The organism is Flavobacterium davisii (assembly GCF_042182265.1).
GTDB lineage: Bacteria > Bacteroidota > Bacteroidia > Flavobacteriales > Flavobacteriaceae > Flavobacterium > Flavobacterium davisii.
The window spans coordinates 1,497,617-1,513,730 of record NZ_CP097869.1; the positions used below are offsets into that span (position 1 = coordinate 1,497,617).

The 16,114-nt window shown below is 32.7% G+C and carries 15 protein-coding genes; 6 read left to right on the forward strand and 9 right to left on the reverse strand.

Features of this window, described 5'->3' with window-relative positions; genetic code table 11:
• The 6 genes from NAB20_RS06245 to NAB20_RS06270 form a co-directional block, all read right to left on the reverse strand.
• Complete coding sequence (locus tag NAB20_RS06245) at nt 1–1,917, reverse strand: type VI secretion system Vgr family protein (protein WP_375605705.1); 1,917 nt, start codon at nt 1,915–1,917, stop codon at nt 1–3.
• A gap of 29 nt (nt 1,918–1,946) precedes the next feature.
• Nucleotides 1,947–2,336 (reverse strand): type VI secretion system tube protein TssD, encoded by a 390-nt coding sequence (tssD, locus tag NAB20_RS06250; protein ID WP_088395034.1) that lies wholly within the window; start codon nt 2,334–2,336, stop codon nt 1,947–1,949.
• A gap of 408 nt (nt 2,337–2,744) precedes the next feature.
• On the reverse strand, nt 2,745–3,131 hold the full coding sequence (gene tssD / locus NAB20_RS06255; RefSeq protein ID WP_105195469.1) for a type VI secretion system tube protein TssD: 387 nt from the start codon (nt 3,129–3,131) through the stop codon (nt 2,745–2,747).
• Between the two features lie 903 nt (nt 3,132–4,034).
• Nucleotides 4,035–4,565, reverse strand: coding sequence for an inorganic diphosphatase (locus NAB20_RS06260; protein WP_088391211.1), 531 nt, complete (start codon nt 4,563–4,565; stop codon nt 4,035–4,037).
• A gap of 471 nt (nt 4,566–5,036) precedes the next feature.
• Entirely contained in the window at nt 5,037–7,538 is a 2,502-nt protein-coding gene (locus NAB20_RS06265) for a DUF5686 family protein (protein ID WP_105195624.1), read from the reverse strand.
• Between the two features lie 88 nt (nt 7,539–7,626).
• Complete coding sequence (locus NAB20_RS06270) at nt 7,627–8,607, reverse strand: pyruvate dehydrogenase complex E1 component subunit beta (protein WP_105195625.1); 981 nt, start codon at nt 8,605–8,607, stop codon at nt 7,627–7,629.
• A 181-nt stretch (nt 8,608–8,788) separates the two neighbouring features.
• Here NAB20_RS06270 and NAB20_RS06275 point away from each other — a divergent pair, with 181 nt between their 5' ends.
• The 6 genes from NAB20_RS06275 to NAB20_RS06300 all read left to right on the forward strand — a co-directional run bounded on the left by NAB20_RS06275 (nt 8,789) and on the right by NAB20_RS06300 (nt 13,018).
• Nucleotides 8,789–9,535, forward strand: coding sequence for an electron transfer flavoprotein subunit beta/FixA family protein (locus tag NAB20_RS06275; RefSeq protein WP_105195626.1), 747 nt, complete (start codon nt 8,789–8,791; stop codon nt 9,533–9,535).
• Nucleotides 9,536–9,604: 69 nt separating this feature from the next.
• Nucleotides 9,605–10,573, forward strand: coding sequence for an electron transfer flavoprotein subunit alpha/FixB family protein (locus NAB20_RS06280; protein ID WP_105195627.1), 969 nt, complete (start codon nt 9,605–9,607; stop codon nt 10,571–10,573).
• A gap of 105 nt (nt 10,574–10,678) precedes the next feature.
• Nucleotides 10,679–11,296 carry a bifunctional nuclease family protein gene (locus tag NAB20_RS06285; RefSeq protein ID WP_235878563.1) on the forward strand — a complete coding sequence of 206 codons (618 nt, stop codon included), beginning with the start codon at nt 10,679–10,681 and terminating at the stop codon, nt 11,294–11,296.
• 70 nt (nt 11,297–11,366) lie between these two features.
• Nucleotides 11,367–12,191, forward strand: a complete 825-nt coding sequence (locus NAB20_RS06290; RefSeq protein WP_105195628.1) for a thymidylate synthase — start codon at nt 11,367–11,369, stop codon at nt 12,189–12,191.
• Nucleotides 12,192–12,201: 10 nt separating this feature from the next.
• A complete protein-coding gene (locus tag NAB20_RS06295) occupies nt 12,202–12,528 on the forward strand; it encodes a 2TM domain-containing protein (RefSeq protein WP_127823563.1) in 327 nt (108 codons plus the stop codon).
• A complete protein-coding gene (locus tag NAB20_RS06300; RefSeq protein ID WP_375605706.1) occupies nt 12,521–13,018 on the forward strand; it encodes a dihydrofolate reductase in 498 nt (165 codons plus the stop codon). The genes NAB20_RS06295 and NAB20_RS06300 overlap by 8 nt, the downstream gene beginning before the upstream one ends.
• Nucleotides 13,019–13,346: 328 nt before the next feature.
• On the opposite strand, the gene NAB20_RS06305 is transcribed toward NAB20_RS06300, so the two are convergent.
• The 3 genes from NAB20_RS06305 to metK form a co-directional block, all read right to left on the reverse strand.
• Nucleotides 13,347–13,961 (reverse strand): deoxynucleoside kinase, encoded by a 615-nt coding sequence (locus NAB20_RS06305; RefSeq protein WP_105195631.1) that lies wholly within the window; start codon nt 13,959–13,961, stop codon nt 13,347–13,349.
• The gene (locus NAB20_RS06310) at nt 13,961–14,752 is read right to left on the reverse strand and encodes a hypothetical protein (RefSeq protein WP_105195632.1); all 792 of its coding nucleotides are present in this window, start codon (nt 14,750–14,752) and stop codon (nt 13,961–13,963) included. Before NAB20_RS06310 ends, NAB20_RS06305 begins: the two co-directional genes overlap by 1 nt.
• 71 nt (nt 14,753–14,823) lie before the next feature.
• Nucleotides 14,824–16,098, reverse strand: a complete 1,275-nt coding sequence (metK, locus tag NAB20_RS06315; protein WP_088391191.1) for a methionine adenosyltransferase — start codon at nt 16,096–16,098, stop codon at nt 14,824–14,826.
• Nucleotides 16,099–16,114 lie beyond the last annotated feature (16 nt).

Genomic DNA, 16,114 nt, shown 5'->3' on the forward strand with positions numbered 1-16,114 from the left:
TTAAAAAGATTTAGATTTTTCAGCACTGTTTATTTTTGCTTCTTTTTTAGAATGTTTAGCTATTTCACCCTCACTATTAGAAGTAATTCCTTTTTGACTATTTGTAATTCTTTCTTTTTCGGTGTGTGATTCTAAATTTCCTGTGATATTCTCAATTAAGTTTCCTGTTACCATAGTTAACATGTCTAATGTAACGGCGGTGTTTTTCATGCCGCCTATGGTTTCGCTATCGTTAATGCCAACCATATTGGTTTTATGCATACCCACACTAGTATTCATATTTTCGGCAACGTTAATATTCATATTTTTACAGGTAATCGTTATTGTTTCGGGAGCTGTGATATTTATATTGCTTCCTACTGTATCCAGATGAATTATATTTCCGCTTTTGTCTGTAATTATTATGCTTTCATCTTCCGTAAATTTAATTAGGTGTCCACTACGGGTTTTTATGGCTTTTACATCATTCCCGCTAGTATGATACCCACTGGTTGCGGCACCGTTATAATGAGTACCTAATACAAAAGGTTTTTCGGCGTTGCCACTTTCAAAACCAACCAGTACTTCCTCGCCTATTTCGGGGATAAAATGAAAGCCTTTGCCTGCTCCTGAGTGGGGTTGTATTAACCTAATCCAAGGGGTTTTTTGGTTTTTTCTTTCTTGCCATGGAAATTGTACCCGTACACGTCCCATGCCCATAGGGTCGTTGTTGTCTACTACTTGTGCGGTTTGTTCTTCGCAATTAGGATAAGCACTGTCGTCAAAATAAGGAGGTGTCCACAAATCGGTTATGGCTACAAATTCGTTGTAGTACTGGTTACCATCATGAAAGTGTTTGATTTCTATGATCCGATAGGTTTCCATCGGTTTGTCGTTAATATCAATTAGCTTGGTTAGATCGCCTTGTTTGAGTTGGGGATCTTTACTTTTGCCTTTTACCACCATAAGGCTTTCGCGTAGCTCTTTTTGTTTTCTTACGGCATCTTGTAGTTCTTGGTCTGTTTTGCTACTAATTCCGGTTTGATTGTAGAGTTTGTTGGGTTTTTTATGAAATACGTCTTTTGAAGCTTTAAGGGCTGCGAGTTGGTAGGGGTTAAATTTGCTTTGTAATTGAGCAAAGGCGCTATCTCGTTGTAGGTTGTCTCCTGATTCTGTATAGTAGGTGGTGTAGGTAAATTGTTGTGGTTTTACCGATAGTTCAAAAGATACATGTATTAGGTCTATGTTTTCTTCTAATACAATTATTTTAGGACCTACTTTATTGCCTAATACCAAGCTTTGTCCGTCATAATACAGGTACTCGCCATAGCGTATGGCCAATTGTTTTAGGAACTGGTAATCGGTTTGGTTGTATTGTACGGTGTAAGGGATTACATGTTGGGTGTTGCCGTTTTTGGTAATTAGGTTGAAGTTGTCTTTTGGATATTCGGTGGTTATTTCTTGTATGATTTGTTCTAGGGTTTTGTTTTCAAAACTTTGGCATTCTAAGCCTTGTTCTAGCATAATGGTCGGTGCGTGTCCTGTAATGTATAACTGACTGTATCCATTTTTTTTTAAAAGGTTCAGATGGGTTATAATGCCTGTAAAGGTTTGTTTTATTTCACCAAATCGATGTAGGTGGATGTGTATGGTTTTGCCTAGATAACTTTTGGAGTTTTCCATGATGTATGCTTCTTGGTTGTCTAGGGAATCGGCACGGGTTGCAATAGTAAAGGTGTCGTGTTCGTTGGTTTTTTGGTCAAGTGTTAGATCAAAATGGGATTTTTCTAAAAAGGATTTGCCTTCTACTGTTAGGGTACAGTAAACTAAGGGGCTTGATTTATCGGCTAAAAAGTCTTTAAAAGTGCCAACGGAGGCGTATTTAGCTAGATCATCAGGATGATTGAGTCTGCCATAATCACTGTTATAGGTTTCCATGGTCTGTGTTTTTTAGTTGTTTGGTTTTGTTAGTCTTTCCATTTTTTTTCATGGGTGGTATCGTTTAGTGTAAAACGTTTGGCTATGAGTCGCATGGCTATTTGTAAGGGTTGGTTGTTTTGGGAATCAAAGAACTCGGAAAAGGATACACAAAAGGCTTTTTCAAATTTTAGTTCTTGTAATTTGCTCATAGCGTCTCTACGAAAGAAAATAATGGTACCGTTTTTGGTTTGACTATGGTCTAGCATCCACTGTAGTAGGTTGGTTTTGCCGTTGCTTTCTATACGGATGTTGATTTCACCTCCTTGGGGCATGCCTTGTGGTTTTCCTGTCGCATCTATTTCTTGTGTGAAATTATAATCGCAGTTTAAGATATTATAGGTGTTACCGTCTAATTCTAATTTGGCTAAAAATGACATGTCTTAAATTTTTATAGTGTTTTTAAAAGAAGGAATTAAACCCAGATTACGCATTAGACCCGAGCGTAGCGAATAGACGAAGTAAATCTATTCCACTTTATTTTTCTTCCAATTCAAGCACGTACTCAAATTTTAATCATCAAAATAGTTGACTATTTCTTCTTCTAAAATTTTCCGTGAGCACTTGAATTTATTGAAAATTTTTGTTTCACAACGAAGTCTAATCCGGAATCTGGGTTAAAAAAGAGGCTGTCTGAAAAGTCAAAAATCAATCTTTAGTTGTCACTTCGACCATAGGAGAAGTCACAGTAATATGTGATTTGCTTCTCCTATTTGGGCAAAACTCTTGGTTTTCCTTTAATCGAAATGATAAGATTGTGCCCTTTTAGGACAGCCTCTTAGGTGTTGTTATACCCATTCGTTTTGGTAAGCGCCTGATCCTAATTCAATTTTTTTAGCTGAAATAGTAAAGGTTTCGGTTAATGGGTTTACCCCAGTTGAGTCGAAGTTTTCTCTGAATTTTACAACATAAGCTTCTGAGAATTTTAATTCTTTTAAAACAGCATCGCTATCTCTTTTAAAGAATTTTACACTACCGTCTTTTCTTTCAAAAGAGTTGGTCATCCACTCAAAGAACGAAGTGTCTGCTGTTCCTTCAATAGTTAACTCAATTTTACCTCCTCTTGTTACGGTAGAAGGTCTACCTGTTGCGTCTGTTTCTTGAAATAACCCGTAATTTACGTTTAATACGGTGTACTCTTTTCCTGCTACTACTAGTTTAGATTTAAATGACATATTTATAAAGATTTAAAAAAAATAAAAAATACAAGGGATGTAGATACCTAAAAATAATATAAGGAATGATTGGGGGGTGTTAGGTTTTTGTAAGGATGTAGGTAAATTGTTTTGTTTGTGTGGTATCATCGTATATTTGTTTTTTAATAATAATAACCATTTATGGAAATACAACTGAGTCAAATATACTGTATTTTTCAAGAAAAAACAAATGTTTTGTTAAAAAAATAACTTCACTTTGTTTTTTGAATAAAAAAAGAAAAATGTATTGGTAAATAATAAAAGGAGTTGTGGTTACTAGTGTTTTTTAACTAGAATTAGACTTCATACGTGAGATGAATAGACAAAAAAGGAACAAAAAAAATCTTGTAGATAGGGAGCAAAAGCCGTAATCCGGTTGTAGTTTGTTACTTCGAATCAAGGGAGAAATTCATTGTTTAAGGTATGTAATTTTGCTTCTATTTTATAAATGACAAGATTACGAATCATTTTTATAGTAAATAAATCACTGTTTTGTTTGTTACTCTGGGAAGGAGGAGTTGTATAATTCTATCTAACTTAGCTAAAATTATTCTATACGAGATAAGATGGTGTTTGATTATTGATTGTCTCAAAGGGCTTCTAAATGGAAGCTTTTTTATATTTCAGCCAAAATTTGGGTTTAAACTAAAAACTTAAAGGGGTCTATTTTTTTAAGATGTTTTATAGATATTATTTTAAAAGTGAAAATATATAAAGGGGTATAATTTTACTTTTAATATTTGAAGATTTATTATAGGTGTTTATTTACAAGTTTGTCGAAAATAGTGTTTAAGGCTAATAAAAAAAGCGATATTTGAAAAATACCGCTTTTGAATTGTATAGTTAGGAACTTATTTTTCCTTTTATAAAAGGAAAGAGAAATTATTTTATGCTAAATAACCCTTCTGGTTTATTTTCTAAGGCATTAAATCGTTCAATACATTCTTTTATAAGTTTTTGAGCTTCCGTAATGTCACCCCATCCTTGAACATCTACTTCTTTGTTTTCTAGGTCTTTATAAACCTCGAAAAAGTGTTCGATTTCCTTTAGTAAATGTGGATTTATGTCTGATAAATTATTTAATTTATTCCAGATAGGGTCAGAAATAGGAACACAAATAATTTTTTCATCTGATCCTTTGTCATCTGCCATGTTAAAAACCCCAATAGGTTTTACTTCTACGACACAGCCTGGGAATGTTGGTTTAGTAACCAAAACCAGAACATCTAGCGGATCTCCATCTAAAGCTAAAGTTTCAGGAATAAAACCATAATCGGCTGGATACATCATAGAAGAATATAACATGCGATCAAAACGCATTCTTTTTAAATCAAAATCATATTCATATTTGTTACGGCTTCCTCTAGGGATTTCGACTAATACGTCAAACGTAGTGATTTTATCAGTAGTCATTATTTTATATATTTAATTTTGAGGGTGCAAAGGTACGTTAAAATTTTGAATATGGAAATTGGAAAGGCTAGTTTTTAGATATATGTTGTTTATCTTGATGTTGAAAACGAGTCGGTTAGTATTAATATGTGATTTTTATTTCGTTTTTGAAAATAATAATGTGTTAGACAAAAACGATGTATGAATTTTATAAGTGGACTCGTTTTGGGTATATAAAATCATCTTTTCCGCGTTTTGTATCTAATGTTTTTTGAAATATTTAGTAAGTTTTTAAGTTTAATTTTTTTTAGGCTTCGTTATTTATAAGTAAGTTTTGCGGAATGGATAGAAAATAGTTGTTTTACTATTTAAAGGAACTATTTTTTATATTCTTTAGGGGGAGAAGAAAGGGATTAGTTAAGGGCAAACCATATTGACTTGTGATTTGCCCAAAAATAGAATCCTTTTCTTTTAAATATTTAACTTTTTTATTTAGAATTCAGGGAAGAAACCAAAACGCACACCAAAAGTAGGCGGAATATTGCCATTAATATCTGTAAATGCTGAACGCCAAATAAAATCTACACGAATGGGTTTGAAATTTCCTAGACCAATATTTTCAATACCAAAACCATATTCGGAATAGCCATTGGTTGGTGCATTGTAGTTTATTGATGAATGATTAATTGATTTGTTGCTTTGTGAAATGCTCCCCCAAATAGTTTTGTAAAATAATACTTCTCTTAATTTTAGTTTTTTTAGCAAAGGTATTCTGTTAAATAGATAACCGTTAAAATGATGTTCAAGTCGCAAAGAAAAATATTGATCTGTCACTAAATCATAATAGTCTAATAATGAAAATGAATTAGGAGAAATAGAGTAAGCTTGATTTACAACAATTGGCGTTAATAAATTTAAGGGTAATTTTTGGAAAACTTTAGCTCCTTCTAAGGTTGTTCGTAAAACGCCAAAGTTGCTTAGTTGTAAAGGTTTCTCATATAATAACTGAATTTTATCATAATTATATTGTCCATTAAATGCTCCTTTTATACCATGTGTGTATTTAAGAGCAAACGTACTGTATAGTCGACCTGTATAGGTTTGGTCTACTCCAAAACCGTAAACATCTCGTTTAGGGGTGTAAAAAAGACCGCAAGTAATGGCAAAATCAGTTAGTGTGTTCTTAATTTCTCCGTTGTAATCATAAGCTAATGAGAATCGGTTAACATTGGCAGATTTCATGAAACGATGAACGAAACTTAAATTGAATTTTAAGTTGTTGTGAGGTTGATAATCAGTGCTTAAAACGCTTTTTTCAACATTTGTTAGGCTGTAATTTTCTCCTCTTGCTATAATTACATTTGTACTGGGACCTGTGGCAATAAGTTCTGATTCTTCTAGTCCTACACTACTTAGTTGTAAATTGTCTTTTAAAAAACCTGCCCCTAACGTAATACGGGGATTGCTGTTAAATAAGTAACGGGTACTAAGTCCGAATTTTATAGCATGATCTAATGTGCCATAAGCCATGTATCCATTTACTCTAAATAAGTCATTCGGACTTGTAAATGTTCTAAAGCCCGCTTTTAGTCGAAGACCTTCGATATTATTGTTTGAAAAAGTTTGGTACAAAGAACCGTATTGTATGTTTTTAAAAACGGTAAAATAACCAGAGGTAAGTATGGTGATTAAGTTGGTAACGCGTCTTATTCTTTTGTTGTTTCCTAAGTCTGTAATGATTTTTCTTGTATTGTTTATTCCCGCTTCACGAGTGGTGAGTTGTTTCCAGTAATCATCTCCTTTTTCAAATTGATTGGCTAATGTTTGTACTTCTGTTTGATCATAAAAGTGAGGAGCTAGTTCTTGGTTGAAAATATAGTCTGAATAAAGAATGTTTTTTTTCAAGTACATGCCTTTTTCTCCATCTTCTTTAGAGAAAAATGTAAAATCACCTTCATAGGTTTCGCGTTCAGGTAAGTAGATGTCATTATCCTGTATGTTATAAATTTTTTCAATAGAAAGGTTTCTTACAAAATTTAAATTTACTTTAGGATTATTACGAAGGTAGACTTCAGTAATAGCAAAGTTTTTATCGCTCACTTTAAAGGATCCTTGGAAAAGTAAATCTTGATTATTTCTAGGGAAATAAAAAATTTCATAAATTTTCTTATTACCGTCTTGAATGCTATCTTTTAAAACATATTCATATTGACTATATCCCCTTACTGATAGAGGACTCATAAAAACTTTGTTAAGTATCACTACGTCGTCGTCGTATACGTCAAAAGGTTTAATGAAATTACCTATTTTTTCCATCATGAATCCTTTGTCCGCTAGACCTGTAGTGCGTTCACCTTCTATGACCTCTTTAAATTTATTGCTTATATTATTACCGTAGACTTTTTCATTTGTTTCTTTTAAGTAAGTAGGGATAATATAATTTGTTTGATTCTTTTTTTGTTCAGCAATTTTTATAACACTATCGTAATGGTTGCCTAAAACTCTTTTTAGGAAGACACTGTCTAAATTGCTTAATCCATTTGCTATTGATGTGTATCGCGTATATTGGTATGATTTGGAAGAGAGTAAACCATTTTTCTTTTTGTTTTTCCAAATTTGCTGTAAGATTTTATAAGCAGGGTTTTCTTCCTTTTTTAAATGTTTTTTAGGTTTAGCTACCACAACAACTTCTTTTAGTTGTTTAGTTGTAGACATAACAATTTTTAGATTGCTTATGCTGGCTGTTTTTAATTCCACTTCTGTATCTTCAAAACCTGCGTATTTAACAATAATTGCTTTGTAATCGTTTGGAGATTCAATGTGGAAAACACCATTTACATCCGAAGAAATACCTGTTTTGTTTCCTTTGAAGTAAATATTTGCAAACGGTAATGGTAGATTTTGATCATCATACACTATACCGCTAATTTTTGTTTGCGCATTTGTAAATAATGTAAAAAACAATATTATAAAAAAACTAACCTTTTTTTGCATATTCTTGAAAATTGGTATATACTTAAGAATAAAGCTCCATCATTTTATCAAAGATGGAGCTTTATAATAAATAGCATATATATAGTTATTATTTATACAATACTTTCCTAACAGCTTTCATCACATCCTGCGCGTTTGGTAACCATTCTTTTAATAAAGTTGGTGAGTAAGGAGCTGGTGTGTCAGCAGTAGTAATTCTTTGAATAGGAGCATCTAAGTAGTCAAATGCTCTTTCTTGAACGATATATGTAATTTCAGAAGCTACGGAAGCAAAAGGCCAAGCTTCTTCTAAGACTACTAATCTATTTGTTTTTTTAATAGAGTTTAAAATAGTGTCATAATCCATAGGGCGAACTGTGCGTAAATCAATAATTTCAGCAGAAATTCCTTCTTTAGCTAGTTCATCCGCAGCAATATAGGCTTCTTTAATAATTTTACCAAATGATACAATAGTAACATCTTTACCTTCGCGTTTAATATCTGCCACTCCAATAGGAATAGTGTATTCTCCTTCTGGTACTTCTCCTTTATCACCGTACATTTGTTCTGATTCCATGAAAATAACAGGGTCATTGTCACGGATAGCTGATTTTAAAAGTCCTTTTGCATCATAAGGGGTAGAAGGAACAATAACTTTTAATCCAGGGCAATTGGCAAACCAATTTTCAAAAGCTTGTGAGTGGGTAGCCGCTAATTGTCCAGCTGAAGCAGAAGGACCTCGGAAAACCATTGGCATTGGAAATTGTCCAGCACTCATTTGTCTCATTTTGGCAGCATTATTAATAACCTGATCAATACCCCCAACAAGGCAGAAATTAAATGTCATGTATTCTACAATTGGACGACAACCGTTCATTGCGCTACCTACTGCTATGCCTGAAAATCCCATCTCGGCAATTGGTGTGTCTATAACGCGTCTAGATCCAAATTCGTCCAACATTCCTTTTGAAGCTTTATAAGCTCCGTTATATTCAGCCACTTCTTCTCCCATTAAATACACCGACTCATCGCGACGCATTTCCTCACTCATCGCTTCACAAATGGCTTCTCTAAACTGTATCGTTCTCATAAAATGTTCTTAGATTCTATAAAATGAATCGCAAAAATATAAAATTTTAAAGCATCATCCACTAAATTAAAAGAGAAACTAATTAAAAAATGATAAAAAATTATTATGCACGCATAATAATTGTATCTATATTTTAATTATATTTGTAATTCTATAATTTTTTAAACCAATTTGATTAGCAATGAAAATATTAGTTTGCATCAGTCACGTACCTGATACTACTTCAAAAATCAATTTTACCAATGGTGATTCAGAATTTGATACCAATGGTGTGCAATATGTAATTAATCCAAATGATGAATTTGGATTGACTAGGGCTGTGATGTTTCAAGAGCAACAAGGTGCTACAGTTACTGTAGTAAATGTTGGAGAAGCTGATACAGAACCTACTTTAAGAAAAGCGTTAGCTATTGGAGCAAATGATGCAATTCGTGTAAACGCAAACCCTACAGATGGTTTGTTTGTAGCGAAACAATTAGCAGAAGTGATTAAAAAGGGTGGTTTTGATTTAATAATCGCGGGAAAAGAATCATTGGATTATAATGGCGGAATGGTTCCTGGTATGACTGCTGGCTTATTGGGTTATAATTTCATTAATTCATGTATAGATTTGAAAGTGGAAGGAAATACCGTAACAGCAGCTCGCGAAATTGATGGAGGAAAAGAAGTTGTTACAACAACATTGCCTCTTATTGTAGGAGGTCAAAAAGGATTAGTAGAAGAAAAAGATTTACGTATTCCTAATATGCGTGGAATTATGACTGCTAGAACAAAACCTCTTAATGTAGTTGAACCACTAGGAGCAGATGTTGCAACAAAAGCAGTGAAATTTGAAAAACCAGCACCAAAACAAGAAGTAAAATTAGTGAGTCCTGATAATTTGGATGAACTTATTAACTTATTACACAACGAAGCTAAAGTTATCTAATTTTAAATTTTAAATGACATTATACATCATTTAAAATATATAATTCAATGTAAAAAAATAATAAAAATTATGTCAATCTTAATATACGCAGAATCAGCGGAAGGTAAATTCAAAAAAGTAGCATTTGAATTAGCTTCATACGCAAAGAAAATAGCAGACTCTACAGGTACTACCGTAACAGCCCTAACAATTAATGCAGGAGATGTTTCGGAATTAGGAAAATACGGTGTTGATAAAGTATTAACGGTATCTAATGATAAATTAAATAATTTTAACGCTAAAGTTTATGCAGATGTTATCAAACAAGCTGCAGAAAAAGAAAGTTCTAAAGTTGTGGTGTTATCTTCTACTACAGATTCATTATATTTAGCTCCACTTGTAGCAGTAAATCTAAATGCGGGATATGCTTCTAACGTAGTGGCTTTGCCAGTAAGTACTTCTCCATTTCAAGTAAAAAGAAATGCTTTTTCAAACAAAGCATTTAATATTACACAAATTGATACTGATGTAAAAGTATTAGCTATAGCAAAAAATAGTTTTGGATTGCTAGAAATAGCTAGCGCTGCTAACGCTGAAGATTTTACTCCAGCTATTTCGGATGCCGATTTTGGTGTACAAACACAGTCCGTAGAAAAAGGATCAGGAAAAGTGACTATTGCAGATGCAGATGTAGTCGTTTCAGGTGGTCGTGGTTTAAAAGGACCAGAAAATTGGGGGATGATTGAAGAGTTAGCAAGTGTTTTAGGTGCTGCAACTGCATGTTCGAAACCTGTTTCTGATTTAGGATGGAGACCTCATAGCGAACACGTTGGGCAAACTGGAAAACCAGTTGCAACTAATTTATATATTGCTGTTGGTATTTCAGGCGCAATTCAGCACATTGCAGGAGTTAACTCCTCTAAAGTAAAAGTTGCAATTAATTCTGATCCAGAAGCACCTTTCTTTAAAGTTGCAGATTATGGTGTTGTGGGAGATGCTTTTCAAGTGGTTCCTACTTTAATTGAAAAATTAAAAGCATTTAAAGCTCAAAATTCATAAATTTTTCCCTTAAAATATTTTTAAAAGAGCCATATTATGGCTCTTTTTTTATTAACAGTACAAAGTTTTTTGTTACTTTGCAAGATATATTCACAGCCAAAAAAAATGAGTTTAGTCAGACTATCTATAAAAGGGATTTCATATAGCCAAACACAAAATGGAGCGTATGCCTTGATTTTAAATGAAGTAGAAGGAGATCGGAAATTACCTATTGTCATAGGGGCTTTTGAAGCACAATCAATTGCAATAGCTTTAGAAAAAGAAATCCGTCCTCCAAGACCTCTTACCCATGATTTGTTTAAAAATTTTGCAGATCGATTTGATATAATTGTTAAACAAGTAATTATACACAAATTAGTAGATGGTGTTTTTTACTCAAGTATGATCTGTGAGCGCGATAAAATTGAGGAAATTATTGATGCTAGAACTTCTGATGCTATAGCATTGGCGTTGCGATTTGATGCTCCAATTTTTACGTATAAGAATATTTTAGATAAAGCAGGTATTTATTTAAATACCTCTTCAGATGAAAATATAGTAGCTGATGAAGATGTACTTTCGGCAACTGAAGCTCATCAAGTCCCAGAACAAGAGGAGAATACTTCGACTTATTCCAAGTTAAGCTTAGCGGAATTAAATGATCTTATGGAAGAAGCGGTTCAAGATGAAGATTATGAAAAAGCGGCTAAAATTCGAGATGAGATCAATAAGAGAGAATTGTAAAAAAAAATACTTCTTTATTAGCTTGTTAGTCGATATGGGTTAAGATAATAAAAGTTCAATAAATTCAAAGATGAAACAATATTTAGATTTAGTTAAACACGTTTTAGATAACGGAAATCAAAAAGGAGATAGAACAGGAACAGGAACTAAAAGTGTTTTTGGTTATCAAATGCGTTTTGATTTAAATGAAGGATTTCCTATCGTAACCACAAAAAAACTACATCTGAAATCTATAATTTATGAACTTCTTTGGTTTTTAAAAGGCGATACCAATATTCAATACCTTAAACAAAATGGAGTGCGGATATGGGATGAATGGGCAGATCAAAAAGGTGATTTAGGGCCTGTATATGGCCATCAATGGCGTAATTGGAATAATGAAGAAATAGATCAAATAACAGAGTTAATAGAAACATTAAAGCATAATCCAAATAGTAGGAGAATGTTAGTTTCTGCATGGAATCCCTCCGCTTTGCCTGATGATAAAAAAACATTTACTGAAAATGTTGCTAACGGAAAAGCCGCCTTACCTCCTTGTCACGCCTTCTTTCAGTTTTATGTAGCAGACGGTAAGTTGTCTTGTCAGCTATACCAAAGAAGTGCCGATGTCTTTTTAGGAGTTCCCTTTAATATTGCATCATACGCTTTGTTAACCATGATGATTGCGCAAGTATGCAATTTACAAGTGGGCGATTTTATTCATACTTTTGGAGATGTACATATTTATAATAATCATATAGAACAATTACAACTACAATTAACTCGAGAGCCTCGTGTATTACCTAAAATGATCTTAAACCCTAATGTTAAAGATATTTTTGATTTTAAATGGGAAGATTTTACTTTAGAAGATTACGATCCACATCCGCATATTAAAGGTCAAGTTGCAATTTAAAAAAAGATAAATGGATATTAATCAACATGAATTATATGAATATGCCCGCCTGCGAATTAAACAAAAAAAACGCTTGTATGTTCATTTTATGATATGGTTTACAGCTAGTTTGTTTTTATTATTTGCCCATTATATATTAAATACCTTTCCTGATTCTAATTGGTCTCTTTGGGTCGTGATGATTTGGTTCTTTTTCTTTGTTTTGCACTTTATTCGGGTTTTTATAACGGAACGATTTATGAATAAAAAATGGGAACGAGAACAAATTGAAAAATTAGTTTTCAAACAACAACGCAAACTGGAACAACTTCAAAAAGATATTCAAAAAAATGCCTAAAAAAATTATATTAATTGCTGCTGCTGGGCAAAAAAATGAACTAGGTAAAGATAATAGCTTACTTTGGCATTTGCCAGACGATTTTAAGCATTTTAAATCGTTAACAACTGGACATTATATTATTATGGGGCGAAAAACTTTTGAAAGTTTTCCGAAGCCTCTTCCTAACAGAACCCATGTTATTATAACTAGATCAAAAACATATTTTGTTCCAAAAGAATGTATTTTGGTTAATTCCGTTAAAGAAGCACTGAAAACCTGTCCTGTAGATCAAAATGTATACATCATTGGAGGAGGAGAGGTTTATAAACAGTTTATTGATTTAGCAGATGAAATCGAATTAACACGAGTACATGCGTGTTTTTTGGAGGCGGATACCTATTTTCCTTATATTGAGCAAAATAAATGGGAGTTAAAAGAGTCTACTTTTCATGCTCAAGATGAAAAACATCTGCATTCCTTTACCATTGAAAAGTATATTCGGATTTGATTTTTTAATCGTTCCTTAATTATTTTTGTTAGCAGAGTCATAAGAACAAGTTTAATAGCTGGTACTATTGTGTGCTGACAATTGTTTTTCAATTAAAATAACGGCGTATTGAAGAAAATAAGTTGTTTTTTGTATTGTTATTTTAGTGTAAACCTAAATTCAAGATTACAAATTTACTGCGTATTATTGTAACGATAATCTAATGTGTAATCTAGAGTAAAAAAAGAATGATAATAAATAGAAAAACCAGAATGAAATTCAGATTTTTCATTCTGGTTTTTGTTGTTTTTAAAAGGACTATTTTTATTTTGAAAGAGAATATATTCCGTTAAAATAAGCCATTAATTTCTGCGTCAATTTTGTTGATAATCATTCCTAAGTCTTCGGGGTTATCAACGAAATTAATGTTGTCAACATCAATTATTAACAAATTTCCCTTTTTGTAAGTTTGTATCCATGCTTCATAGCGCTCATTTAGCCTGCTTAAATAATCAATAGAAATGGAATTTTCGTAATCACGTCCGCGTTTGTGAATTTGACCTACAAGGTTCGGGATTGAACTTCTTAGGTAAATTAATAAGTCGGGTGGCCCTACTAGGTTTTCCATTAATTCAAATAAAGATGTATAGTTTTCAAAATCGCGATTACTCATTAATCCCATAGCATGTAAATTAGGAGCAAAGATATGAGCATCTTCGTAGATAGTTCGATCTTGAATGATCTTCTTACCGCTTTCCCTAATTTTCAAAATTTGACGAAAACGGCTATTTAAAAAGTAAATCTGAAGATTAAAACTCCATCTGTCCATAGAATGGTAAAAATCATCTAAATAAGGATTTTCATCTACATCTTCAAAATGAGGTTCCCACTTGAAATGTTTAGATAGAAGTCTGGTTAAAGTGGTTTTTCCAGCTCCTATATTTCCAGCAACTGCTATATGCATTAGGGTAAAATAATTTTATAATTGGTAATTTCTTGAGCTGTAAAAATAGCTAAATTTTGGTTTTTGTAGTGAAAACTTATGATTGAATTTTTAATATTTTCAATAAGATAGGTTTTTTGTGTTTGAATAGCATAAAGAAAAAGGGTTCCGTTTTTTTGATATATTATGTTCTTTTCACTGTCTAGGGCAATTTTGTCATATTCAGGAATTTGGGTTATGAATGTTCTCTTTCCAAAAAAGTTGCATTGATAAAGATGGTTTGTTGTGTCTATCCATAAAAATTCGTTGTAAGAACAAAAGTAATCCTTAATTGGTTTTTCAAAAGTTACGCCAATTGGCTGTGTTGTGTTTTTTGTGTAATTATAGCGTAATAGTTGTTGATTATTTTGATTAAAAATCCAATAGTTGTTTAAGGCAGATGTTCCAGCGGCACTTAAAGTAATGGTGTTGTCTATGTTATTAAAATCTAATTTTTGTACCTCATTTAATTGGTTATCTAATGCAATAACGATGTTGAAGTTTTCAAAAAAAAGCAAGATTCGTAAAGGGTTTTGTAAGTCAACTCTGGTAATTTTGCCTAATGAAATGTTTTTGTATTGGTATTTTTCAGCGTTTTTTGTTTTGAAGAGGGTATTGTTTTTGATAAAATATAAGAAACCTGTGTTATCTTCGCCAATATACTCATCAGCTTCAATTGATTTAGAGCTTGCTAGGGAAGGGATAATGTTATAAGTTTGAGCAGATGTAAAAAGGGTAAGCAGTAGTAATAAAGTATATAGCAGTTTTTTCATATTAGAAAGATATGAAAATAAAAACAGCCTTGCAATTAAAATGACAAGGCCGTTTTTGTTTTTATGTGCTATTATAAGTTAAAAGTCGTTTTAATTTTATCTACAAAGTCTAATTTTTCCCAAGTAAATAATTCAACTTCCACCTCTTTGGTTTCGCCAGAAGGAGAAATAAAACGTTTTTTTACCGTTTCATTTTTTCGTCCCATGTGTCCATAAGCAGCTGTTTCGCTATATATAGGTGTTCTTAATTTTAAGTGTTGTTCAATGGCATAAGGTCTTAAGTCAAATAATTCATTTACTTTTTCAGAAATTTGAACATCTGTTAAGCCATTTTTAGCTGTTCCATAAGTGTTTATATATACATTACAAGGTTTAGCTACTCCAATAGCGTAAGAAACTTGTACTAAAACTTCATCTGCTACCCCTGCAGCTACTAAGTTTTTAGCTATATGACGTGTAGCGTACGCAGCAGAACGGTCTACCTTTGAAGGGTCCTTTCCAGAGAATGCACCACCACCGTGAGCTCCTTTACCACCATAAGTATCTACGATAATTTTTCTACCTGTTAAACCTGTATCTCCGTGAGGACCTCCAATTACGAATTTTCCTGTTGGGTTGATATGGTATTCAATTGAATCGTTGAATAAATGGGCATATTGTGGGTATTTAGCAATGATTCTTGGAACCAAAATTTCAATGATGTCTTTTTTGATTTTAGCTAACATTTCAGCTTCTTCAGCAAAATCATCATGTTGTGTAGAAATTACGATAGCGTCAATACGAGCAGGTTTGTTATTATCATCGTATTCTAAAGTAACTTGTGACTTTGCATCTGGACGTAAGTATGTAATGGCTGAATTTTCTCTACGTAAATCGGCTAATTCTTGTAATAATTTGTGCGACAAGTCTAAGGCTAAAGGCATATAGTCTTCCGTTTCGTTAGTTGCATAACCAAACATGATGCCTTGATCACCAGCACCTTGCGCATTTGCTTTTGTTTCAAAATCAGCCTCAGCTGTAATTCTGTCTACACCACGATTAATGTCATCTGATTGTTCGTGGATAGCGGATAAAACGCCACAAGAATTGGCTTCAAACATGTATTCGCTTTTGGTATAACCAATTTTTTTGATTACTTCGCGAGCAATACTTTGAACATCTAAATAAGTTTTTGATTTTACTTCTCCAGCTAAAATTACTTGTCCTGTAGTAACCAATGTTTCACAAGCGACTTTGGAAGAAGGGTCAAAAGCTAAAAAGTTATCAATCAATGCGTCGCTGATTTGATCAGCTATTTTATCAGGGTGTCCTTCACTCACTGATTCTGACGTAAATAAATATGCCATATATTAGTTTTTATTT

What these genes read in the sequence shown, in the direction of transcription:
- NAB20_RS06275 (WP_105195626.1), top strand. Translation starts at nt 8,789, where the DNA reads ATGAAAATATTAGTTTGCATCAGTCACGTACCTGATACTACTTCAAAA.
- NAB20_RS06300 (WP_375605706.1), top strand. Translation starts at nt 12,521, where the DNA reads ATGCCTAAAAAAATTATATTAATTGCTGCTGCTGGGCAAAAAAATGAA.
- NAB20_RS06290 (WP_105195628.1), top strand. Translation starts at nt 11,367, where the DNA reads ATGAAACAATATTTAGATTTAGTTAAACACGTTTTAGATAACGGAAAT.
- tssD (WP_088395034.1), bottom strand. Translation starts at nt 2,336, where the DNA reads ATGTCATTTTTAGCCAAATTAGAATTAGACGGTAACACCTATAATATC.
- NAB20_RS06280 (WP_105195627.1), top strand. Translation starts at nt 9,605, where the DNA reads ATGTCAATCTTAATATACGCAGAATCAGCGGAAGGTAAATTCAAAAAA.
- NAB20_RS06305 (WP_105195631.1), bottom strand. Translation starts at nt 13,961, where the DNA reads ATGCATATAGCAGTTGCTGGAAATATAGGAGCTGGAAAAACCACTTTA.
- metK (WP_088391191.1), bottom strand. Translation starts at nt 16,098, where the DNA reads ATGGCATATTTATTTACGTCAGAATCAGTGAGTGAAGGACACCCTGAT.
- tssD (WP_105195469.1), bottom strand. Translation starts at nt 3,131, where the DNA reads ATGTCATTTAAATCTAAACTAGTAGTAGCAGGAAAAGAGTACACCGTA.
- NAB20_RS06295 (WP_127823563.1), top strand. Translation starts at nt 12,202, where the DNA reads ATGGATATTAATCAACATGAATTATATGAATATGCCCGCCTGCGAATT.
- NAB20_RS06260 (WP_088391211.1), bottom strand. Translation starts at nt 4,565, where the DNA reads ATGACTACTGATAAAATCACTACGTTTGACGTATTAGTCGAAATCCCT.
- NAB20_RS06265 (WP_105195624.1), bottom strand. Translation starts at nt 7,538, where the DNA reads ATGCAAAAAAAGGTTAGTTTTTTTATAATATTGTTTTTTACATTATTT.
- NAB20_RS06245 (WP_375605705.1), bottom strand. Translation starts at nt 1,917, where the DNA reads ATGGAAACCTATAACAGTGATTATGGCAGACTCAATCATCCTGATGAT.
- NAB20_RS06270 (WP_105195625.1), bottom strand. Translation starts at nt 8,607, where the DNA reads ATGAGAACGATACAGTTTAGAGAAGCCATTTGTGAAGCGATGAGTGAG.
- NAB20_RS06310 (WP_105195632.1), bottom strand. Translation starts at nt 14,752, where the DNA reads ATGAAAAAACTGCTATATACTTTATTACTACTGCTTACCCTTTTTACA.
- NAB20_RS06285 (WP_235878563.1), top strand. Translation starts at nt 10,679, where the DNA reads ATGAGTTTAGTCAGACTATCTATAAAAGGGATTTCATATAGCCAAACA.